Source organism: Hymenobacter negativus (genome assembly GCF_016056375.1).
Classification (GTDB): domain Bacteria; phylum Bacteroidota; class Bacteroidia; order Cytophagales; family Hymenobacteraceae; genus Hymenobacter; species Hymenobacter negativus_A.
This window is the reverse complement of the sequence record NZ_JAEDAE010000014.1, coordinates 20,081-42,156: the sequence shown is the minus strand read 5'-3', so window position 1 is coordinate 42,156 and position 22,076 is coordinate 20,081. Positions and strand designations below refer to the sequence as shown.

At 60.6% G+C, this 22,076-nt stretch carries 14 protein-coding genes; 4 read left to right on the top strand and 10 right to left on the bottom strand.

Going from position 1 to position 22,076, the window contains the following annotated elements; translation table 11 throughout:
• Positions 1-53: 53 nt before the first annotated feature.
• The 5 genes from I7X13_RS20645 to I7X13_RS20625 form a co-directional block, all read right to left on the bottom strand.
• The gene (locus I7X13_RS20645; protein WP_198076940.1) at positions 54-782 is read right to left on the bottom strand and encodes an ABC transporter ATP-binding protein; all 729 of its coding nucleotides are present in this window, start codon (positions 780-782) and stop codon (positions 54-56) included.
• Positions 779-2,266, bottom strand: a complete 1,488-nt coding sequence (locus I7X13_RS20640) for a TolC family protein (protein ID WP_198076939.1) — start codon at positions 2,264-2,266, stop codon at positions 779-781. The genes I7X13_RS20645 and I7X13_RS20640 overlap by 4 nt, the downstream gene beginning before the upstream one ends.
• A 12-nt stretch (positions 2,267-2,278) precedes the next feature.
• On the bottom strand, positions 2,279-3,529 hold the full coding sequence (locus tag I7X13_RS20635) for an efflux RND transporter periplasmic adaptor subunit (RefSeq protein ID WP_198076938.1): 1,251 nt from the start codon (positions 3,527-3,529) through the stop codon (positions 2,279-2,281).
• Between the two features lie 268 nt (positions 3,530-3,797).
• The gene (feoB, locus tag I7X13_RS20630; protein ID WP_198076937.1) at positions 3,798-5,966 is read right to left on the bottom strand and encodes a ferrous iron transport protein B; all 2,169 of its coding nucleotides are present in this window, start codon (positions 5,964-5,966) and stop codon (positions 3,798-3,800) included.
• A gap of 10 nt (positions 5,967-5,976) precedes the next feature.
• Positions 5,977-6,255 (bottom strand): FeoA family protein, encoded by a 279-nt coding sequence (locus I7X13_RS20625; protein WP_211532150.1) that lies wholly within the window; start codon positions 6,253-6,255, stop codon positions 5,977-5,979.
• Between the two features lie 223 nt (positions 6,256-6,478).
• Here I7X13_RS20625 and I7X13_RS20620 point away from each other — a divergent pair, with 223 nt between their 5' ends.
• Positions 6,479-7,378 carry a carboxypeptidase-like regulatory domain-containing protein gene (locus tag I7X13_RS20620; RefSeq protein ID WP_198070608.1) on the top strand — a complete coding sequence of 300 codons (900 nt, stop codon included), beginning with the start codon at positions 6,479-6,481 and terminating at the stop codon, positions 7,376-7,378.
• 202 nt (positions 7,379-7,580) lie between these two features.
• Here the strand turns inward: I7X13_RS20620 and I7X13_RS20615 are convergent, their stop codons facing one another.
• Both I7X13_RS20615 and I7X13_RS20610 read right to left on the bottom strand, forming a co-directional pair.
• Positions 7,581-8,831 carry an alpha/beta hydrolase family protein gene (locus I7X13_RS20615; protein ID WP_198076936.1) on the bottom strand — a complete coding sequence of 417 codons (1,251 nt, stop codon included), beginning with the start codon at positions 8,829-8,831 and terminating at the stop codon, positions 7,581-7,583.
• 474 nt (positions 8,832-9,305) lie between these two features.
• Positions 9,306-9,923, bottom strand: a complete 618-nt coding sequence (locus tag I7X13_RS20610) for an OmpA family protein (protein WP_198076935.1) — start codon at positions 9,921-9,923, stop codon at positions 9,306-9,308.
• Positions 9,924-10,225: 302 nt separating this feature from the next.
• Between I7X13_RS20610 and I7X13_RS20605 the strand changes: the two genes are divergently transcribed.
• The gene (locus I7X13_RS20605; RefSeq protein WP_198070605.1) at positions 10,226-11,122 is read left to right on the top strand and encodes a carboxypeptidase-like regulatory domain-containing protein; all 897 of its coding nucleotides are present in this window, start codon (positions 10,226-10,228) and stop codon (positions 11,120-11,122) included.
• A gap of 210 nt (positions 11,123-11,332) precedes the next feature.
• On the opposite strand, the gene I7X13_RS20600 is transcribed toward I7X13_RS20605, so the two are convergent.
• From I7X13_RS20600 to alr, 3 genes are all read right to left on the bottom strand, one after another.
• Positions 11,333-12,763 carry an alpha/beta hydrolase family protein gene (locus tag I7X13_RS20600; RefSeq protein ID WP_198076934.1) on the bottom strand — a complete coding sequence of 477 codons (1,431 nt, stop codon included), beginning with the start codon at positions 12,761-12,763 and terminating at the stop codon, positions 11,333-11,335.
• A 175-nt stretch (positions 12,764-12,938) separates the two neighbouring features.
• A complete protein-coding gene (locus I7X13_RS20595; RefSeq protein ID WP_198076933.1) occupies positions 12,939-15,755 on the bottom strand; it encodes a TonB-dependent receptor in 2,817 nt (938 codons plus the stop codon).
• Between the two features lie 223 nt (positions 15,756-15,978).
• Complete coding sequence (alr, locus tag I7X13_RS20590) at positions 15,979-18,594, bottom strand: alanine racemase (protein ID WP_198076932.1); 2,616 nt, start codon at positions 18,592-18,594, stop codon at positions 15,979-15,981.
• A gap of 190 nt (positions 18,595-18,784) precedes the next feature.
• On the opposite strand from alr, the gene I7X13_RS20585 reads away from it, so the two are divergent.
• Positions 18,785-20,236, top strand: a complete 1,452-nt coding sequence (locus I7X13_RS20585) for a M16 family metallopeptidase (RefSeq protein ID WP_233454876.1) — start codon at positions 18,785-18,787, stop codon at positions 20,234-20,236.
• 17 nt (positions 20,237-20,253) lie between these two features.
• A complete protein-coding gene (locus tag I7X13_RS20580; protein ID WP_198070601.1) occupies positions 20,254-21,750 on the top strand; it encodes a M16 family metallopeptidase in 1,497 nt (498 codons plus the stop codon).
• Positions 21,751-22,076: the final 326 nt, after the last annotated feature.

Genomic DNA, 22,076 nt, shown 5'->3' with positions numbered 1-22,076 from the left:
GCAGTTGTGCGAGCATGCTGATTGCTCACTGTGAACTGATAACTGTTTACTGATTATCCAACCTGGCTGCCGTCGAAAAACCGAATCACGCGCTGCGTCTTCATAGCTTGCTGCAGGTCGTGGGTCACCATCACGATGGTCACGCCCTGCTCGCGGTTCAGCTCCAGCAACAGGTCGATAATCTCCTCCCCCATCACCGAGTCGAGGTTGCCGGTCGGCTCGTCGGCCAGGATGATTTCCGGCCCACCGGCCAGCGCCCGCGCAATGGCCACCCGCTGCCGCTGCCCGCCCGAAAGCTGGGCTGGGAAGTGACCGGTACGCGCATTCAAGCCCACTTTATCCAGCGCGGCAAGGGCGCGCTGGCGGCGCTCCTTGCCGCCCATGCCGGGCCGGTAGAGCAACGGCAACTCCACATTGTCGACCACCGAGAGGTCGTTTATCAGGTGGTAGCTCTGAAACACGAAGCCGATTTTCAGGTTGCGTAGCCCCGCCAGCTCTTTGTCGGAGTAGGAGGTCACGGCGCGGCCGTCCACCTCAATCACGCCGCCGGTGGGCTCGTCGAGCAGGCCCATCAGGCTGAGCAAGGTCGACTTTCCGCAGCCGCTCGGCCCCATGATAGAGACAAACTCGCCACGGTTCACGGTCAGGTTCACTTGGTTCAGGGCCACCGTTTCGATGGTTTTAGTCTGGTAAACTTTCTCGATGTCGCGGAGGCGCAGAACGGGCACGGCACGGTCGGGCGCGGCGGCATCGGGTTGGCGGAGGTCGGTTTCCGGGCTCATTTGAGAAGGGGAGTTTGGGTTTCGAAATCGAATAAAGTGAGGGCCCGCAGGCGATAATAGGCCACCCAGCCGGCGCGCAGGGCGAAAATGTAGCCGCGCCGCGCCCCGTCCTTGGCCACCGAGGCCAGGGTCAAATCCGTGAGGCTGATGCGGCCCAGCAGGTAGGTGGCGCGGGCAATGTCGTAGCGGCGCTGGGCCAGCGAGTCGGCCCGGCCGGCCAGCGCAATCTGCTCGGCCAGCGCGGGCTGCTGCCCGGCCTGCGTCAGCACCGTTTGCTCGAAGCTGCGCTCCTCTTGGGCCACGTCGTGCCGGGTCTGGTCGCGAGTGAGCTCGGCGGCTTTCACGATGGCCTGGCGGCGGCCCCAGTCCATGAGCGGCAGTGAAAAAGCCAGTCGCACCTGCTGCTGGTCGCGCAGGTTCACGTAAGTATCCGTGAAATTTCGGGCCTGGTTCACATAGCCCAGATTGGCCGTGAGGCTGGCCTGAAAGCCGGTGGTGCCGTGCGCCTGGGCCACGTCGCGCTCGGCCTGCAGCAGCCGGCGGCGCAGGGCCAGCGTAGTACTGCGGTACTGCCGGGCCTCGGCCAGCGCTTGTGCCGGAGCCACGGTCGGTTGCGGGGCCGGCGCGGGCACGGCCAGCGCCAGGGTGCCCGCGGCTGCCGGCTGGCCGGTGTAAGCTTGTAGCTGCACGGCCGCACTTTCGGCATCAAGCCGGGCCTGATTTTGGGCTTGGCGGGCATCGAGCAGGTTCAATTCCAGCTGTAATAAGTCGCTCTGCGACAGCCGCCCCAGCGCAAACCGCTCGCGGCCGATGCGCAGCAGCTCAGCCGTAGCCTGGGCATTCTGGCCGGCCACGGCGGCGTTCACCTGTTGCAGCAGCACATCGAAATACAGCTCCGTCACGCGCTGCGCCACGGTTTCGCGCTCTTCCACGTAGGCCCGCTGACTTTCCTGATAGCGCAGCGGCTCGATGGCCCGCGCCCATTTCAGCGCGTTGAACTGGCCCAGCGGCTGCACGATGCCCAGCGTAAACGGCTGGGTGTTATAGCTGTGAAAATTGCCCGCCGCATCGTTGAAAACATCCGTCCGCTGCACCGTTGCACCCACAATTACCTGCCCACCGGTCGGCCCGATATTCTGGGTCAGGCTCAGGCTGGTTTCCGAGAAATTGTTGTGCACCGTCTGGAAGAGCGTGGTGCCATCGGGCTGACCTACAGCCTGAATCCCATGCACGTAGTAGGGCAGCGTGCCCTTAAGGCCCAATTGCGGCCGGTAATTGGCTTCGTATCCACGCCAGGTCCAGTAGCTGGTTTCGCGGTTGGTGATAGTTTGCTGCCCGGCGGCCGAATGGTCGAGCGCTTGGGCAATCACCTCGGCCAGTGTGAGGGCGGGCGCGGCGGTTTGCACTGCCTGAGCCGCCACCGGCTGCTGTAGCGCACCCAGCGGCGCGAGCAACAAAAGAAGCTTAATGATTCGGGGTTTCATCGTCGCGCCGCCTTAGTCGTGAAGGTTCAGCTCCGGCGTGTCCAGATGCTCTTTCATGTCCGACACCACGATTTCTTCGCCCGCCCGCAGGCCGCCGATAATCTGCACAAAGTCGAAATTGCTGTCACCGAAGCGCACCGTGCGGCGCTGCACGCGCCCGCCGTTAGTCAGCACAAACACTGGCTGCTCCTTGCCACCCTGGTAAAACGGGCCGTTTTTCACGCGCAGCACGCCGTGGTGGGCGCGGGTTATCACAAATACGTCGGCGCGCAGATTGGGGCGAAGCGCCGGGTGGTGGGGGTTGTCGAGTTGGGCATAAAACGTTACCACGCCCTTGTCCACGCTCGGGCTGATGCTGGCCACCGTGCCCCGTAGGTCGAGGTCGTTGATGCGCACCTTCACCGGGTCGCCCTGGTGCAGGGCATCGGCGTAGCTGTCCGAAATTGTGGCCCGCACCCGGAAGCTGCTCAAATCGGCCACCCGGGCCAGCGCGTCGCCGGCCTGCACGGTGGTGCCGAGGTTGTCGTTCACCCAAGTCAGCACGCCCGCCTGCTGGCTGCTGATGTTGGCTTGCCGCAGCTTGGTGGCCAATTCCGCAATGCTGCGCTGCTGCATCGACACGGTGTAGCCCAGCTCCCGCACGTCGGCCGCATTGGAGCGCTGCTGGGTCTGAATCTGGCGCGTCAGGCGGTCGGCTTCCAGTTGGGCCACGGTCAGGTTTAACTCGGCTTGGCGCACGTTTTCGGCGGTACCGCCGCCTATTTTCAGCAGTTGCTGCTCATCGCGCAGAGCCGATTGCAGGCTGCGCACTTTCACGGCCTGCACCTGGGCCTGGGCGCGCAAATCGGTCAGGCTGCGCTCCAGTGTTAGTTGCAGCTGCGAGTTCTTGTTCTGGTTGCGCAGCTGCTCGTCATCCAACTTCGCCAGGCTCGAATTGGCTAGTTCCTTGTCCAGTTCCAGAATGGTTTCGCCCGGTTTCACCCGCGCGCCCACCGCCACCGCCACCCGCCGGATGGTGCTCTGAATCGGGCTGGTCAGCACCGCCTCCCGGCCCGGAATCACGGTGCCGGCGGCCGTGAGAGAGGCTTCCACCTCACCCGTTTCCACGGTAGCCGTCAGGATATCGCCGCGGCGCAGGCTGGGTTTCAGCACCGTGCGGAAGGCCAGCACTGCGCCCAGCAGCACTAATACGCCCGCTGCTACCACGAGCCAGCGGTGGCGCTTGCGTTGGGCTTGAATAGAATCGGCAATGGCTCTGTCCATTTTTGTGCAGAAAGAAGCGTGTTTCCTCTATCTGTCGCCAATGCCCGTGCCATTTATTTATTTACTTGATTTTATGCATTTTACCCCGAAAACAAAATTAATTCATAACGAAAAAGGTGTCCATTTCTGAACACCCGCGCGCAAACTGGACAGTCGACCGATGTAGAGACGCGACGCTTCGCGTCTCGTCGTTGGACGGCCCGAAACGCGCCATCCTATTGCCGGCCCTAAAAACTCGTTCAACGATGAGACGCAAAATATTGCGTCTCTACGCCAGCACCTGATACACCACAAACGCCGCTACGTAGGCCAGCCCGGTCATATACACGAGTTGCGCCACCGGCCAGCGCCAGTTCTTGGTTTCGCGGTACGTCACGGCCAGCGTGCTCATGCATTGCATGGCAAACACGTAAAATACAAGCAGCGAAAACGCTCGCGCCGGCGTGAAAAACGGCTGCCCGGCCGCGTCTTTTTCAGCGCTAAGCTTCTGCTGCAGAGTGCCCATGTCGGCATCCTGCCCCACGCTGTAAATGGTGGAAATAGTGCCTACAAACACTTCCCGCGCCGCAAACGACGTGAGCAGCGCAATACCGATTTTCCAATCGTAGCCCAACGGCCGAATAGCCGGCTCCAGCACGTGCCCAAACTTGCCGGCGTAGGAGGTTTCCAGTCGTGCCGAAGCTACCTGCCGGCTGGTCTCGGACGCATCCCAGCCGCGGGCCGCGGCTTGCTGCCGCACCTGCGCTTCAGCATTTGCCTGCTGCCGGCCCGGGCCGTAGCTGGCCAGCACCCACAGCAGCACCGAAATGGCCACAATCACCCGGCCCGCCTGCAGCACAAACGCACTCACTTTCTGATAGATGGTGAGGCCCACGTTCTTCCAGCGCGGCCACTGATACACAGGGAATTCCATGATAAAGTAGCTCCGCTCCCGCGCCTTCAGCAGCTTCTTCATCGCCCAGGCCGAGCCCAGCGCCGAGAACAGCCCAAGCAAATACAGCGACATTAGCGCTACGCCGCGCAGGTTGAAAATGCCCCACGCGGCCCGGTCCGGCACCACCAGCGCCACCAGCACTGTGTACACCGGAATGCGCGCCGAGCACGACATCAGCGGCGTCACGAAAATCGTAATCATCCGGTCCTTCCAGCTCTCAATCACCCGCGCGCCCATGATGGCCGGCACCGCGCAGGCCAGTCCCGAAATCAGTGGCACCACGCTCTTGCCGCTCAGCCCAAAGGGCCGCATCAGCTTGTCCATCAAAAAGGTAACGCGGGCCATGTAGCCCGTTTCCTCCAGCACCGCCAGAAAGCCAAACAGCAGCGCAATCTGCGGAATGAACACCAGCACGCCGCCCAAGCCCGCCAGCACGCCCTCCGTGAGCAGCCGCACCAGCGGCCCCGAGAAGTTGGCCTGAATGGCCGCGCTCAGCCCCGAAATCCCCTGGTCAATCCAGTCCATCGGGTACTGCGCCCAGGCAAAAATGGCCTGAAACAGCAGGAACAGAATGCTCAGAAAAATGAGGTAGCCGCCCACCCGGTGCGTCAGCACTTTATCGATGCGGTTGCTTATCGGCTCGCGCTTTTCGGTGCGCACCACCGTCACGGTTTCGAGCAGAATCTCGTTGATGCGCCCGTAACGCCCAATGGTTTCGGCCGCTTGTGCAGCGGTGGCATCAAACCCGGCCTGCTGCGTAAGCTCCTGAATATGCGTCTTATCCTCGGCGCTCAGAAATCCAATTTGGCGATATTGCTGGGCATAATGCAGCGCCAGGTAGTCGTTGTGCAGGTTAAAGTAGTAGCGAATCTGGCGCACCAGCGGTAGCAGTCGTTCATCGGGCTGCCAAAAACGCACCGGCGGCGCATCCAGCCGCTGGGCCATCACAATCTTGAGGGCCGCCACGCCGATGCCCTTCCGGGCATTCATCGGAATAATGGGCACGCCCAACTCCCGCTCCAGCGCCGGCAAATCGATGTTCACGCCGTGGCGCTCGGCCACGTCCATCATATTGAGCGCCAGCACTGCCGGCAGCCCCAAGTCGCCGAGCTGCGTGAACAGTAGCAGACTGCGTCGCAGGTTGTTGGCATCCACCGTTACCACCACAAAATCGGGGTAGTTATCGGCGGCTTTATCGTAGAGCAGGTCGGTTATTACCTTTTCGTCCAGGCTCTTGGGATAGAGCGAGTAGGTACCCGGCAGGTCAATAATCTCGGCCCGCTGGGTGGCGGTGAGCTGGGCTACGCCGGTTTTGCGGTCCACCGTCACGCCGGGGAAGTTGCCCACCTTCTGGTTGAGACCCGTAAGCTGGTTGAACAGCGAGGTTTTACCACTGTTCGGGTTGCCGATGAGGGCAATGCGCAACGGTCGGGGGCCGGCCTCGGGGCCGGCCTGCGGCGCGGCAATTGTCGCTGTTGTTGAACTACTTACTGTTACAGCCATCGCGCATCTGCTACTCCTTCAGCAAAATGGTCGCCGCCTCGCTGGCCCGCACCGACAGCGTGTATTCCTGGTCGCCCAGCACCAGCATCAGCGGGTCGCCGAGGGGGGCACGGCCGCTCAGACGCACCTGCACGCCGGGCACACAGCCCATTTCCAGCAGCTTCAAGGCCATTTCGGGGTCTTCCAGGCAGCAGATAGTGCCGGTCTCGCCCACTCGCAAGTCTTTGGCAGTGCGCCGGGTAGCGGTACTAATGACGGCCTTTTGCGGAGAACGACGAAATAATGACACGGGCGTTGAACGGGCTAAACCTTATTTAGAAAGAATACAAACAAAGGTACGCCACTAAAAGCTTTTTGGCTCCCTGGCTTTTTTTTGACGACCAACAGTCCCTTTGCGTCTGCCTCACGCCCTTTCCGGCCAGCGGTTTGGATTATTCGGTTGCATCTGCTAATAATTTCTGATAACTTTCGGCGCAAGATTTTGTAATTTTGTTCGGATTATACCGCCTACTATGTCTACACGCCTACCACTTATAGCACTATTTCTAGCCTTTGCTGCAACCTCCGGATGGGCGCAGCAAATTCAGATAAAGGGGGTAATTGTTGATAAAGACACAAAAGAGCCGCTGCCGTTCACGTCCATCGGCCTGAAAAGCGAGCAAATCGGTGCCCTTAGCAACGAGCACGGCCAGTTCATTGTGCCCGCTCCCACCAAGAATCCCGACGACTCCCTCATCGTGGTGGCGCTGGGCTATGCCCGGCGGGCCGTGCTCGTGAAGCGAGGCGCCGCCTTGTCCAACCTCACCATCGAAGTGCCCAAGCGGGCCGTCGAGCTCAGCAACGTGGTGGTGAAGGCCGGCAAAGTGAAGAACCTCGGCCTTGGCGCCCGCTCCAACGACCCCGGCGAGGGGATGATTCAGGGCCTACCGGGCAGCCAGTACGCTTTCTTCGTGAAAAACGACAAGCAAAAACGCCTCGGCAACGTGCGTACCGTGTCGTTTTACATCGGCGAAAACGGCTTCCCGCGCGAGCCGTTCCGTGTGCGTCTCTACAAGGCCGACGGCAATTACAACGCCCCCAACACCGACCTGCTTACCGAAAACGTGGTGGTTTCGGCCCCGCAAGGTGGCCAGTGGTACACCGTCGACCTCACGCCCTACAATATTATGGCCCCCGAGGAAGGCTTCTTCGTGGCCATGGAATGGGTGGTGAGCGGCGATAAGTTCTTCGCCACCAACTTCATGGACGACTACACGCCCTACGGTCAGATTATGCGCCCCACCTTCGAATTCAAGGAAAGCCGCACCTGGAACTACTCCATTGGCAAGGGCTGGAGCCTCATCACGGCCGCCAACAGCCAGGGCCTGCGCTACAACGCCATGATTAAGGCCGAGGTCGATATGATTAAGTAAGACCGCAGATTGTAACGGATTTGACGGATGACGCAGATTCGGTCAGCCTTCGGTAGAGTGCTCCGTCGGCGTATTACCTGCTAACAAAAAAGGTCCGGCTTGCAAGCCGGACCTTTTTATTTCTGACGAAAATTAGATTTGAAGCCATAATCAAACACCGTCCGAATCTGCGTAATCCGTCAAATCCGTTACAATCTGCGGTCTATTTTTTCGCATCCAGGCTCACCAGCCATTCCCGGATGGTTTCCTCGGCCACGGGCGAAAACAGCGGCTTCATCTCGCCATTCATCAGCGTCCACTCAGTTTTGGCGGGCTGAAACAGGTGGTTGACGCCCGGCAGACGCTTCACGGTGACGTTGTGGTTCACACTTTTCAGCTCTTTTTCCAGGGCCGTCAGGTGCAGGTCGGCGGGTGCTTCGGCATCGTCGGTACCGCTGAGCAGCAGCACGGGACAATGCACCTGGTCGAGGTCGGCAATGGGGTCGAAGGACAGAAAATACCGCCGCCAGGGCGTAAGCAGTTGATTTGCAGCCGCCTGGGCTGCCTGGGGTTCCAGCGTGGGCTGGTCCTGCCGCAGCATGTTGCTCACAATGGCCTGCGCCTGCGGCGGGTTGGTTTGACGGATGATGTCGTACATCGTCCGCTTGCGCTCATAAGCCGCCTGGATTTCCAGCGGAGCTACTTTTTTGGCCTTCTGCTCGTCCACCAGCTGTTGCAGCAGGGTTTGCTCGCCGGGCAGGCCGTAGCCCGCCAGCGCCACCACAAAGGCGGGCGGCAGCGGCTGTCCGGCCGCCAGCAGGGCCACGTTGGCTCCTTCGCCGTGGCCCAGCACGCCAATGCGGTTGATGTTGATTTCCAGACGCGCCCGCAGAAAATTCACGGCCGCCTGCACGTCGCTCACCAGCATGGCCGTGGTGGCGGTGCTGGTGCTGCCGCCGCTCTGGCCCACGCCCCGGTCGTCGTAGCGCAGCACGGCAATGCCGCGCCGGGTGAGGTAGTCGGCCAATGAGCCCATTAGGTGGTAGTTACCCACGGTACCGTCGCGGTCCTGCGCACCGATGTCGCTCACCATCACCACGGCCGGGAAAGGCCCCGGGCCGGCGGGCACGGTCAGCATCCCGGCAAAATTGAGGCGGGCCGAAGGATTGTTAAACACCACTTCTTCCTCGCGGTAGGGCGGGGCCAGGCGTGTGCCCTGCCCCGTGACCGAAGGCATGGGCGAATGCAACAGCCGCACCGCCGACTTCACCCCCGCCTGCGTCCAGACCCCATTTAGCTCGCGCCGCACCGAATCGAAGCGGGCAGCGTAGCGGCTGCCAGCCGCCGGCATCCACAGCAGTACCGAGTCGCCGCGCACGGTCACTTCCGTTACCATACGGCTTACCTTCTGAGCGGGCACGTCAAGGGCCGCAAAATACTTGCCCCCCGCCAACGGAATCACACTGATGGTCAAATCCAGATTCCCCCCCAGCACCGGGAGCTTACCCTTCCATAATCCTCCCAAGGGCAGACGGCCCTGGGGACCCCGGCCCAAAACGGTACTCGTTATTCCAAACAGTAGAAGAACGCATAGTAAACTTCTCCTCATTCTATTTAATTAAAGACCAAACTTGACTTACGGCCCCGAAAGATAAGCAGTAGCATACAGTATATAGTAAACTCATTTGCTCATTATTGGAGCCAAAATTCTGAGAACAGCAATACAAAATAACAGATAAATATTTGCACTGTAATATTATAGCTCCAATCCAGAGCAAAGGGAATGTCGTCGTAAAACGCTTCGTTACTGTTCAGCTTTACTATTACCCCCTCTTACTCAGAGCCATATTCTTTAATTCAAAGAAAAAGCCCCTGCGGAATAACGCAGGGGCTTTTCGGTTTGCAATTGGCGGCCGTCAGCAACCGTGGCTGGTGGCTACGCAGTAGATTATTTGGTGCGGACGGCAATTTCTACCCGGCGGTTTTCCTGGCGGCCGGCTGCCGTAGCGTTCGAGGCGGCGGGCATGGTTTCGCCCATCGGCTCCACGCTTACGCGGGTGGCGGCAATGTTGCCGTTGGCCACCAAGTAGTTTTTCACGGCTTCGGCGCGCTTCTCGCTCAGGTCTTTGTTGTAGTTCTTGTCGCCGCGCGAGTCAGCAAAACCCATTACCCGTACCTGGCTGGTGTTGTAGCGCTGGCCGATGGAGCCGGTGATTTGTTTCAGAGCTTCGGCGGCGCTGGGCTTGATATCAGCTTTGTCGGTATCGAACAGCACTTTTTCGTCGACACTGTACACGTTGTAAGTGCTATCGCCGCGCACTGATACGCCGGGCAGGGTGATTTCCTTGAATTTTACGTCGGCCAGTTTGGCTTTGCCCATGTCCCAGGCATTGTCGACGGCGGCACCGGCATCGCTGGCCACGTCGGCTACCGTTTTCCCATCGCGGGCCATCACGGCAGTGTCCTGGCCGGCTTCGCTAAGCTGGTCTTTGGTTTCCGAATGTTTGGTTTCACAGCTGGCCAGCAGCGTGGCAGCGGCTAGCAGCGAGAAGAAGGACTTTTTCATGAAATGAAGTAGGTAGGTTCTGGAAAATGATTCCGGTCCCAGTACGGGAAAGGATTCAGTAATGTTGATTTTTTTATTTTTCCATTGCTCAATCGTATTATTACCAACCGGCTTTAAAACCAGTTGGCGCAGCCCGATGGGCTTGTACAGCAATAAAATCAGGCTGCCGTTGTTACGCAGCAAAAAAAAATCTGCATATAGCGCGCCAATACGTGCTTCAGGGAATAAAGGATGCTAGCAGAGTGACTCAAAATTTGTAAATTTGCCAGACTACAACCCATTATAAATTATTTTTGGCGATGATGAAACGCATACCTTTTCTCGCTCTGGCCTTTCTGTTGCTGTTGCCGGCGCTGAGCTGGGCGCAGGAAAACCGCATTACGGGCCGCGTCGTGGATGCCAAAACCAAAGACCCGGTTCCGTTCGCCTCCATCGGTTTGCGCGAGGAAGGCACCGGGGCGCTCACGAACGAATACGGTTATTTCCAGTTGGCCGGCCTTGAAAAAACCAGCCAGGATTCCCTTATCGTGATGACGCTCGGCTACGAGCGCAGCGCCGTATTTATCAAGCGTGGCAGCACCGAAGACCTCATTATCGAGCTGAAAAAGCGTGTGATTGAGTTGTCGAACGTGACCGTGAAGGGCGGTAAACTTAAGAATCTGGAGTTGGGCTCGAAGTCGAACAACCCCGGCGAAGGCATGATTCAGGGCCTACCGGGCTCGCAGTACGCCTTCTTCGTGAAAAATGACAAGCAGAAGAAGCTCGGCAACGTGCGCACCGTGTCCTTTTATATCGGCGAAAACGGCTTCCCGCGCGAGCCGTTCCGCGTCCGCATCTACAAGGCCGACGGCAACTACAACGCCCCCAACACCGACCTGCTTACCGAAAACGTGGTGGTTTCGGCCGCGCGCGGTGGCGAATGGTACACCATCGACCTGAGCACCTACAACATCCCGGCTCCCGAGGAAGGCTTTTTCGTAGCCATGGAGTGGATTGTGGGCGGTGATAAGTTCTACACCACTAACTTCATGGACAACTATACGCCCTACGGTCAGATTATGCGTCCCACCTTCGAATACAAGGAAAGCCGCACTTGGAGCTACACCATCGGCAAGGGTTGGAACCTGCTGACGCTGGCCAACGGCCAGGGCCGTCGCTACAACGCCATGATTAAGGCCGAGGTCGACATGATTAAGTAAGGCCGCAGATTGTAACGGATTTGACGGATGACGCAGATTCGGACGGCAGTTGTTTGCAGTTCTAAATGTGATTGTTCATTACCAACAAAAAAGGTCCGGCTTGTGAGCCGGACCTTTTTTGTTGGTAAGTGGTAAGCCGGCATGGCAAATGGCATTGTCAAAGGCCGTTCGAATCTGCGTCATCCGTCAAATCCGTTACAATCTGCGGCCTTATTTCTTGGACTGCGCCACAATCCATTCCCGGATGGTATCCTCGGCTTCGGGCGAGAAATTGGGCTGGGGCTGGCCATTGATAACCGGCCACTTGGTGGGGTCGGGCTGGAAGAGGTGATTCACGCCAACCAGTTTCTTGGCCGTCACGCTCTTGTTGTTTTTCAGGCCTTTGGTAAGGGCCGTCATATTGGCGTCGGCGTTGATGGTGAGGTCGGAAGTACCGTTGAGCAACAGCACGGGGCAGTTGACGGCCGGCAGCTTCTCCACCGGGTTGAAAGCCAGAAAGTAGCGGTAGCGCGCCGAAGTCATTTCGGCGGCGCTGGCCTGGGCCGTAGCGTTGTCGATGGCCGCGTTGTTCTGCTTCAGCATGTTGGCCACAATGGCTTGTGCCTGAGCATTGTCGGTGGTTTGGCGGATGATTTCGAGCATGGCCTGCTGGCGCTTGGTCGCGGCTTCAATCTGGGCCGTCTCGGTGCCTAGGGTGCGCAGGGTGGTGGCCTGCTGCTGCACCACAATGTCGCGGCCGGGCAGGCCGTAAGCAGCCAGCGTTACTACGAAGGCGGGCGGCAGGGGCTGAGCAGCGGCCAGCAGGGCCACGTTGCCACCTTCGCCGTGGCCCACCAGGCCAAGGTGCGAAAGGTCGATTTCGGGGCGGGTGCGCAGGTAATTGAGGCCGGCCTGGGCATCGGTCACTAGGTCGTCGGTAGTGACGGCGGGGGTGCCGCCGGATTTGCCTACGCCGCGGTCGTCGAAGCGCAGCACGGCCACGCCGCGGCGGGTGAGATAGTCGGCTAGCTGGCCCAGCGGGGCAAAGTCGCCCACGGTGCCGTCGCGGTCGTGCGGGCCACTGTCGCTGAGCAGCACCACGGCCGGAAACGGACCCGGGCCAGCCGGAATGGTGAGCATGCCGCTGAGGCGGGCATTGACGGCGAGGTTGCTGAACGTGGCTTCCTCCTCACGGTAGGGCGGAGTGAGGCGCACGTTCTTGGCGTTCATGGCGGGCAGGGCGCTGAAGGTGAGCGTCATCGGCACTTTGAAGCCGGGCGACTGCCAGGTGCCGGCCATCTGCTTGCCATCGGCCGAGACACGGCCCACGAAGCGGGTGGCGGCTTCTTCGGCGTACAGGCGCACGGTGTCGCCTTTGATTTCGGTTTTCACATTCATGCGACTCACCTTCTGGAGCGGCACATCGAGGGTACAGAAATATTCGCCGCCGGTGAGTTTCACGAAGCGAAAAATTACTTCGAGCTGGCCGCCGGGAACTTTCAGCGGGCCCTTCCAAAGGCCATCAAGGGGCGGCATATCGGCGGCGGCGGCTACAGGGGCGGCCGTTTGAGCCTGAGAATCAGCGTGCGCAGAAACTGCCAGGGCCAAGCAGAAAAAGGCGCAGCTGACGAAGCGGAAAGGAAAGAACGTATTGGTTTTCATATTACTAAAGAGCATCACAAAGCTCTGGGCTACCCCAAAGATATTTCGGGCGCATTACACCAGATGTAAAGTAGCAAAATAAATACCTTGCCAACATTACGCGCACGGGCCCGGACACAAAAAAAGCCTTCGTTTCGGCGTCGAAACGAAGGCTTTACGAGGTGAAACCGGCTGGCTACAAGCCGAAGCTGTAAGAGGCCTTGAGGTAGAAGAAGGCTCCGTTGGCCCCCATCTGCACCATCTGGTAGGGCAGGATGTCGTGGTCGTAGGGCAGGCTCACGTTTTGCTGATGCTTGGCGGTGAGGTAGGCGTTGGCCGAGGCCCGGTCGTGGTTGTAGGGCGCGGGCACGCCGTCGGGTACGTGGCCGTTGTCGGCGGCAGTTTCGATATTATCGGGGCGCACGCTGAATACGTTGCGCGCACCGGCCGCCAGCAGCAGGCCCTTCGAGGCGTGGTAGGTGAGCAGCAGGTCGGTAGTCGTTTTGGGCTTGAAGACCAGGAAGAAAGCGCCTTCCTCAAAGCCGTCGAAGTTGAAATCATAAAACGACACCTGCCCGAAACGGGTGACGCGTACCTGGCCGCCAAGCTTGTTGCCATCGTAGCCCAGCGTGCCAATGAGCTTGCTCTTGGGGCTGCCGGTGGTAAGAAGCGACAGTTCACGCTGGCCAATGAAGTTATTGCCGGCGATGTTGTCATTCTGAATGCCCTGAAAGGATTCGGGCACCTGGAGGCTGCGCAGGCTGGTGGCGTTGAAGTTGGCAGCCAGCGACGCGTACAGGGTCCCGCGGCTTACCGCCGCATTGTAGCGCGCCACCACGTCGAGGCCCTGGGTGCGGGTATTGACGGCATTGGCAAAAAACTGCACGCTCTCGGTATTAGCCGCTTTCAGGGCCTTGCCCAATGAGCTGGCCGTGGTGTCGCTGAACACGTTGGTGAGGCTGATGCGGTTGTCGATGTCGATGTTGTACAAATCGACGGAAAGCGACAGGTTCTTGGCAGGCTTCAGCACCAGGCCGGCGCTGAGGTTGCGCGAGGTTTCGGGGGCCAGGCGGCCAATGCCCGCCACCTGGGCAATGGCGCTCTGGTTGTTGAAAATGCCGGAATACGTGGTGCCAGTGGCCGTGGGCAGCAGCGTGAGCTGGCTATACACCTGCTGGGCCTGCGACGGGGCCCGGAACCCGGTGTTGTAGCCCGCCCGCAGGGCCAGCCAGTTGGTGAGCTGCACGCGGGTGTTGGCTTTGTAAATCAGCTTCGAGCCAAAGTCCGAGTAATTTTCGAAGCGCACGGCCCCGCCCACGGTCCAGCGCTTCACTACGTCGGCCTCCACGTCGAGGAAACCCGCCACGTTCTGACGGCTGCCTTTGCCCGAGGCGGCCGAAGTGGGGTTGAAGCCGATGAAGCCCTGCGAGCCACCCGAGGCGCCGGCCGCGCCCTGGCCGTAGTCTTTCCAGGAGTTTTCATCGCCCTCGATGATTTTGTAGGCATCGGTCCGGAATTCGGTACCGAAGGCGACGTTGGTGCCGGCCAGCACGTTGCCAAACAGGCGGCTCATGGTGGCGTTGGTCACGTACTGGTTGAGCTGCAGGCCGCCGGCCTCGAAGGTGGTGGGCGAAGCCACGCCCAGCGAAGGGTTCAGCGTGTTGCTCAGGTCGTACAGCATGCGGTTGGCGGCGGCGCTCTGGCTCAGGTCAAGCGCCCAGCGGCCGAGCTGCAGGTCGAGGCCCAGCACGGCGGCTCCGTCGTTGATGCGGGTATTGATGTCGGGCTGGTAGCCCAGGCGGAAACCGTCGCGGTCCACCAGGTCGAGCGGGTTGGCACTGGGCAGCACCCACGGCGCCACCGCCTGGCCGCGCCGGTAGTTATACGTGCCAAAGGAATAGAGCCGGGCTCTTTCGGAGAGGCGAATAGCGGCGTTGTACACGGCGCGGTAGTTCATCATCCGGGCATCGCCGTTGCGCTGGCGGTAGTCGCGGCTGGTCTTGCCGTTGGCCAGCAGGAAGGAATCTTCGCGGGCCGCCACGGGCGAAAAGATGGGCCATGAATTCAGGTCGCGGCTGTAGCCGGGGCTGGTGGTGTAGTTGCGGTAGTCGGCTTCGCCGGTCACGTTCAGGAAACCTTGCCGGCCTAGTTTCAGCCCTTTGTTTACACTAAGCGTGGTATTATAGCCAAAGCCGGAGCTATGAATTCCGTTGTTGACCAATACATTACCGCCGTGGTTGTCGCTTTTCAGGGTCAGGTTCATTACCCCGGCAATGGCATCGGACCCGTACTGGGCCGCGGCGCCGTCGCGCAGAATCTCGACCCGGTCGAGGGCGTTGGATGAGATGGTGTTGAGGTCGGTGGGCGAGCTGCCCAGGCCGCGGCTTCCCAACAGATTAATCAGGGCCGACGAGTGGCGGCGGTGGCCGTTCACCAGCACCAGCACCTGGTCGACCCCGAGGCCGCGCAGGTTGAAGCCGTCGACGTGGTCGGCCCCATCGGCCGACGTTTCGCGGTTGGAATTGAACGAGGGCACCACGTAATTCAGCAGCCGGGTATTGTCGACATAGGCGCCAGTAGTGGCCAGGTCGTGCATGTCAATCACATCCACGGGTGCCACGGCGTCCTGCTCGCTGCGGTCGGCGCGGCGCGTGCCCACGCCCACCAGGTCGGGCACGAGGTTGAACTGAAATTCGGCGGGCTGTCCGCTTTTCAAAAACACATTGTTGATAACCTGCGAGCGGAAACCCGGCTGGATAATCTGCAAGGCGTAGGGGCCGCCGGACAGCAGGGTATTCAGGTCGAAATGCCCTTGCAAATCGGTGGTAGTGACCCGGCGAATTCCCGTGGGCAGGTGCAGGGCCGAGAGAGTAGCTCCCGTAAGCAAAGTGCCCTTGTCGGTGCGGATGGTACCGACAATTTCGGCTGTCGCATCGGATTGGGCCCAGGCCTGTGGCAGGGCCGTGCAGCAAAGAAAAAAAGCAAGAGAAGCTGTGAGTAAAGTTGATTTCACTTAGAGCGGAAAAAGGTGGAGTATATAACGATACCGGAAGGCACCAGCTACAAAACTCATTCCCCCCTACTTATTCTTCAATTTTTTTCGCCGAATAGCCATTTTCTCCCCACGTAAGACATTCCTGACCTGTCTAAACGAATAAGATGTTATTCATCAGTAAATGTTGCTGCCACAGTTGGCAGCCAACCAGGTCTTTGAAAATTAACACCCACAGTACTACCTATTCGCTCACGAATACCCGTTTCACGCGCTCACTCACGTTGGTGAGCAATTCGTAGGCAATGGTGCCGATGCGACTGGCCAGCTCCGGCAGCGGTAGCCCCTCGCCGAAAATCAGGGCGACATCGCCGGCCCGGGCGGCCGGGATGGCGGTTACGTCGACCATGCACATATCCATGCACACCGAGCCTATCAGCGGGGCCGGTTGGCCGTGGATGAGCACCGTGCCCGTGCCGTTGCCAAAGCGGCGGTCATACCCATCGGCGTAGCCAATGGCCAGAGTGGCAATGCGGCGCTCGGTGGCGGCGGCGGTGCCCCGACGGCCGTAGCCCACAGTGAAACCGGCGGGCAGGGTTTTGATTTGGGAAATGGTGGTGCGTAACTGGCTCACGGGGCGCAGAGCGGTGGGGTCGGCGGTGTTGCTGGCGTCCACGCCGTAGAGGCCGATGCCGAGACGCACCATGTCGAACTGTGCTTCCGGGAAGCGCAGAATGCCGGCCGAGTTCAGCGCGTGCTTGAGCACGGAATGTCCCAGGGCCGCTTCGAGCGTGGCCGTCATGCGGCGGAAGGCGGCCAGTTGCTCGTGGGTGAAGTCGTCGTGGCCGGGGTCGTCGGCGGCGGCGAGGTGGGTCATCATGCTGGCCACGGGCAGGCGGGCGGCGTGCTGGCGCAGGCGGGCGGCCAGGGCCGGCAGGTCGGCTTCGTCGAAACCGAGGCGGCGCATGCCAGTATCGAGCTTGAGGTGGATTTTGGGAGCGGGCAGGCTGTTATCGGCGGGTTCGGAGAACGTAGCCAGGTACTCATCCAGCATCTCAAAGGAATAGATTTCGGGCTCTAGGCGGTAGCGGCGCAGGGCTTCGAAGGCATCGGGCGCGGCGTTCATTACCATGATGGGCAGGCTGATTCCGGCTTCGCGCAGGGCCACGCCTTCGTCGGCATAGGCCACGGCGAGGTAGTCGGCGCGCTGGAATTCGAGCAGGCTGGCTACTTCGTAGGAGCCCGCGCCGTAGGCGAAGGCCTTCACCATCACCATGAGCTTGGTGCCCGGCCGGAGCTGACGGCGGTAATGCTGCAGGTTGTGGCTGAGGGCGTCGAGGTTAACTTCGAGCAACGTACCGTGCTGCTGGGCCTGCAAGGCAGCCACAATGCGCTCGAATCCAAAGCGCCGCGCCCCTTTGATGAGGATGGTTTCGTGGGCGAAATCCGTGGGGTTTAGCTGGGCCAGGAAGGCTTCGGTGGTGGGGTAGAATTGAGTTAAGAGTTGAGAGTTAAGAGTTAAGAATTGATTAGGGGAGGCGTTGGGCTCGGCTTCTGCCGCTCCAACGCCCAACTTTTCGCTCTCAACTCCTAACTCATAACTCTTAACTCTTAACTGAGATGATATTTCCTCCCCGATGCCCACCAGTCGGCTCACGCCTGCCGCAGGCAGCAGGGCGGCCACGCGGGCATATAGCTCCGGGCTGCTCAGGCCGGATTCTAGCACATCGCTGAGAATGAGGGTACGGCGGCCGGGGCGGCTCTGGCGGGCCAGGGCGTTGAGGGCCAAGGCCAGGCCGGCTAGGTCGTTGTTGTAGGTGTCGTCGAGCAGGTAGGAATCGTGGCGGCCCAGCTTCATTTCCAAGCGCATGGCTACCGGGTGCAGGCGCAGCAAGCGGCGCTGAATCTCAGCTGGCTCGACCTGCCGGTGCAGCAGCACGGCCAGGCAGTGCAGCGCATTTTCGATGGAGGGCTCGTCGGCGAAGGGCAGCGTGAACGCGGCACTGAGGCCGGTGGCGAGGTAGTCGGCGTGCAGGCGGGTGGCGTGGGCGGGGCTGGCTTCGGTGGTGAAGCGCAGGTCGGCGGGCTGCTGGGGCAGGCGAGTCCAGCAGAAACCGGGCAGGTGCAGAGCTGCTACGGCGGCGCGTACCTGGGGCTGGTCGGCGCAGTAGAACAGGCACTGAAATCTCTGGCCTTGAAACAATTGCAGCTTCTCGTGCAGCTTCTGTTCCTCGGAGGCAAAACCGGCATCGTGGGCCGTGCCGAGGTTGGTGAAAATGCCTTCGGTGGGCTGGATGATTTTCGCCAGATGCGCCATCTCCCCTACTTCCGAAATGCCGGCTTCAAAAATTCCCAGGGTGTGGCGTTCGGGGTTCAACTCCCACACGCTGAGCGGCACACCCACCTGCGAGTTGTAGGAGCGAGGCGAGCGGCAGATATCTTCGTCGGGGCTCAGCAATTGGGCCAACCACTCTTTCACAATGGTTTTTCCATTGGAACCTGTGATGCCGATGACCGGACCGGCAAACCCGGCACGGTGCGCGGCGGCCAGCGACTGCAGGGCCGCCAGCGGGCTGCCTACGGCCAGAATGCCAGCCCCGGCATACGTGGCCAGTCCGCCGGGCAGCGCTGCGCTTTCTTCCACCACAAACAGGCGCACGCCTTGGGTGTAGAGGTCGGGTAGGTAGCGGTGGCCGTCGTGGCTGGGGCCGCGCAGGGCGAAGAACACGGCCCCGGCGGGCAAGCCCACGCGGCGGCTATCGAGCAGCAGGTGGCGCACTTCGGCCGTGGCATCGGCAGGGGCTTGCAGCAGGCGGCCGGGTACGAGGGCGGGCAGGTCGAGGAAGCGAGGGAAGAGCATGATGGCGCAAAGGTCCGGCAAAAAACGGCGTTGCGTTTCAACGCCCGGGAGTTTTGGCCGGCCGTGGAGCAACCCCGCAAGTGGGCACTGCATCTGCTGCCTGAGCAACATTCTACAGCCAGGATTGGCGAGGTTTCGGCAATAATGTGTAAATCGAACACACTTTCTTCACATTCATACCTTTTCACCTATGAGACAGTTAAATAACCGCCGCTTTGGCTGGCAATGGGTTCCGGCCATGGCGCTGGCCCTGAGCGCGTGCAGCCACCAGGCTACGTCGGTGGTCACGGCCCCGGCGGCCGGCCCCGCCACCAGCGTGGCTACCCCACCGCCCGCGGCCGCGGCCAGCCCGGCCTTCCAGATTCCGGTGGAATACTACACCTTGCCGAACGGGCTGCGGGTGGTGCTCTCGCCCGACCATACCGCGCCCACGGCCACCGTGGCGGACTACTACGCGGTGGGCTTCCGCACCGAGCCACGCAACCGCACGGGCTTTGCGCATTTGTTTGAGCACCTGATGTTTCAGGGTTCACAGAACCTGGGCAAGGCCGAGTTTATTCAGCTCATTCAGAAGAACGGCGGGGCGCTGAACGGCTCGACGCGGTTCGATTTTACCAACTATTATGAGGTGGTGCCCAGCAACAAGCTCGAAACCATTCTGTGGGCCGAGGCTGACCGGATGCGCGGCCTGGCCATCAACCAAAGCAACCTCACCAACCAACAGGGCGTGGTGAAAAGCGAGGTGCGCGTGAACGTGCTCAACCAGCCCTACGGCAGCTTCCCGTGGATTGACATGCCCATGAAGGCCAACAAAAACTGGAACAACGCCCACAATTTCTACGGCGACCTGAAGGACCTGGACGCCGCTAACCTGGCCGATACCAAGACATTCTTCAAGACTTACTACGCCCCCAACAACGCCGTGCTGGCCGTGGTGGGCGACTTTGAGCCCGCCGAAGCCAAGGCCTGGGTGGCGAAATACTATGGCAACATTCCCAGCGCCCCGCAGCCGCCCAAGCCCGACCTCACGGAGCCGCGCCAAGAGCAGGAGCAGCGCTTCGCGCAAGATGATAAGCTGGCCACCAAGCCCGCCCTGGCCTTCGCCTACCACATGCCTGACCGCAACACGCCCGAGTATTACGCCATGATAATGCTGGACCAGATTCTGCTACAGGGCAACGACAGCCGCCTTTACCAGGCGCTGGTGCAGAAGCGCGGCTACTCCGATGCCGTGAGCGGCGGCATCAATTCCGACCTCGGCAACCAGTTCAACTACAACGGCCCGATGCTGTGGATGGGCAGCCTCATTTACGACCCCACCGTGCAAGCCGACTCGGTGGTGCGCGTGCTCGACCAGGAAGTCGGCAAGCTGGCGAAGAATGGCATCGACCAGCCTACGCTGGACCTTGCAATGGTGAAAATCCGCTCCGCGTTCTATGACCAGATGAGCGGCTCGACCAACTTCGGGCGGGCCGACTTGCTGGCGGTGTTTGCACTGTTCGACAACGACCCGGCACGCATCAACCGCCTTGAAGCCGAATTCCGCAAGGTAACGCCCGAGCTGATGCAGAAAACCATCCGCGAATACCTGCGCCCCGGCAACCGCACCATTCTCACCGTCAACCCGCTGGCCAAGAGCTAGCCGTCCCTCTCATCGCCATGAACAAGCTATTTATCGGGCTGCTCGGTGCGGCCCTCGTTGCCAGCGGTGCGCCAGGAGCGCAGGCCCAGCAAGCCCCCGCCAAACCCAAAGCCGCGGCTAAGCCCACCACCTCACGCGCTGCTAGCGTGAACAAGGCCGTAGCCGCGGCCAACGCCCCGGCCGCCCCCAAAGAAACCCCGCCCGAAGGCAGCGCCCCCCGCGATTTTGCCCTGCCCGCCAAGGAAGACTTCACTCTGGATAACGGCCTGAAAGGCCGGCTGGTGCCCTACGGCCAGGTACCCAAAGTGACCATGATGGTGGCCATTCAGGCAGGCAATGTGCACGAGGGGGCCAACGAAGTGGCTGTGGCCGACCTGCTGGCCAAGCTGTTGCAGGAAGGCACGCCCACCATGACAGCTACCCAGTTGGCCGAGAAAATGGCCCGCATGGGCGGCTCGCTCTACATCTCGGCGGGCGCCGACCAAACCACGCTGCAGGCTTCCTGCCTGAGCGAATACGCCCCGCAGCTGGCCACGCTCCTGGCCGAGGTGGTAATGAACCCCGCGTTGCCGGCCTCGGAGCTGTCCCGCCTCAAAACCGACCTGAAGCGGCAGATGAACCTGGCCCGCGCCCAGCCCGGCACCCAGGCCCGCCAGAAATATTCGGCCGCCATCTACGGCAGCCACCCCTACGGCCGGCCCCTGCCTACTGATGCTCAGCTCGATGCCCTGACCCTGGAACAGGTGCAAAATTTTTATCGGAGCCAGTACGGCGCCCAGCGCACCAGCGTGTACGCGGCCGGGCTGTTTGATGCGCCGGCGCTGCGCCAAGCCATCAGCAGCGCCTGGAAGGATTTTACGAAGGGGCCGGCCCCGCTCATCGAAGTGGCCAAGCCGCTGACCAGAGGCGATATTCTCACCCAGGACCGGCCCAGCGCACCGCAGTCAACCATTGTGGTGGGCCTGCCCGCCGCCGACCCCACTAGCCCCGACTACATCCGCCTGCGGGTGACGAACTCACTGCTAGGCGGCTCATTTGGCTCGCGCATCACGCGCAACATCCGGGAGGACAAGGGCTACACCTACTCGCCCTACAGCTACCTCGAAACCCACTACCACACCGGCAACTGGAGCGAAAATGCCGACGTGACCACCGCCGACACCTACAATTCGCTGCGTGAAATCATGAACGAAGTGGAGCGCCTGCAGAAAACGCCGCCCACCGAAGCCGAGCTCAAGGGCATTCAGAATTATGAGAGTGGCATGTTCGTACTCCGCAATTCCAGCCCCGGCGGCATCATCGGCCAGCTCAACAACCTCGACCTGCAGGGCCTGCCCGACAGCTTCCTGACCGAGCAGGTACAGAACATCAACGCCGTGACGCCCCAGCAGGTGAGTGCCACCGCTCGCAAATACATCCGCCCCGAAGCCATGACCGTAGTGGTAGTGGGCGATAAAAAGCAGGTTGACCCGCAGTTAAAGAAATTTCAGGCCGAGCGTAAAAAGCCGCTGTAGAGCGGTGAACACAAGTCGAATAACGCCTCACAATCAGGTGGTTATCCGCACGCAGGCATTAATAAGAGGATATAAGAAAGGCCGCTTCGATTGTTCGAAGCGGCCTTTCTTATTCTTGGGAATAGAATGCGCGCTATTGGCGGCCTGATTATCAATATGTTTTTATCAACTACTGCTGGAAATTGTTTGTTATCAATTTAGTCGGCAAGCCGAATAAGTCTGTTTTACGTAACTGCTTGCAATTCGTAAGCCCGTGGTGACGTTCCTCTCCTAGCCCGTCCTAGCCCGGTTCTTGCAAGCCGTCCTTCCTTTCCATTCCTTTCCGC

Bases quoted from the DNA above. Each gene is read 5' to 3' on its own strand.
- I7X13_RS20645 (WP_198076940.1), bottom strand. From the start codon at position 782: ATGAGCCCGGAAACCGACCTCCGCCAACCCGATGCCGCCGCGCCCGAC.
- I7X13_RS20640 (WP_198076939.1), bottom strand. From the start codon at position 2,266: ATGAAACCCCGAATCATTAAGCTTCTTTTGTTGCTCGCGCCGCTGGGT.
- I7X13_RS20635 (WP_198076938.1), bottom strand. From the start codon at position 3,529: ATGGACAGAGCCATTGCCGATTCTATTCAAGCCCAACGCAAGCGCCAC.
- feoB (WP_198076937.1), bottom strand. From the start codon at position 5,966: ATGGCTGTAACAGTAAGTAGTTCAACAACAGCGACAATTGCCGCGCCG.
- I7X13_RS20620 (WP_198070608.1), top strand. From the start codon at position 6,479: ATGTCTACACGCCTACCACTTATAGCACTATTTCTAGCCTTTGCTGCA.
- I7X13_RS20610 (WP_198076935.1), bottom strand. From the start codon at position 9,923: ATGAAAAAGTCCTTCTTCTCGCTGCTAGCCGCTGCCACGCTGCTGGCC.
- I7X13_RS20605 (WP_198070605.1), top strand. From the start codon at position 10,226: ATGAAACGCATACCTTTTCTCGCTCTGGCCTTTCTGTTGCTGTTGCCG.
- I7X13_RS20600 (WP_198076934.1), bottom strand. From the start codon at position 12,763: ATGAAAACCAATACGTTCTTTCCTTTCCGCTTCGTCAGCTGCGCCTTT.
- alr (WP_198076932.1), bottom strand. From the start codon at position 18,594: ATGCTCTTCCCTCGCTTCCTCGACCTGCCCGCCCTCGTACCCGGCCGC.
- I7X13_RS20585 (WP_233454876.1), top strand. From the start codon at position 18,785: ATGAGACAGTTAAATAACCGCCGCTTTGGCTGGCAATGGGTTCCGGCC.
- I7X13_RS20580 (WP_198070601.1), top strand. From the start codon at position 20,254: ATGAACAAGCTATTTATCGGGCTGCTCGGTGCGGCCCTCGTTGCCAGC.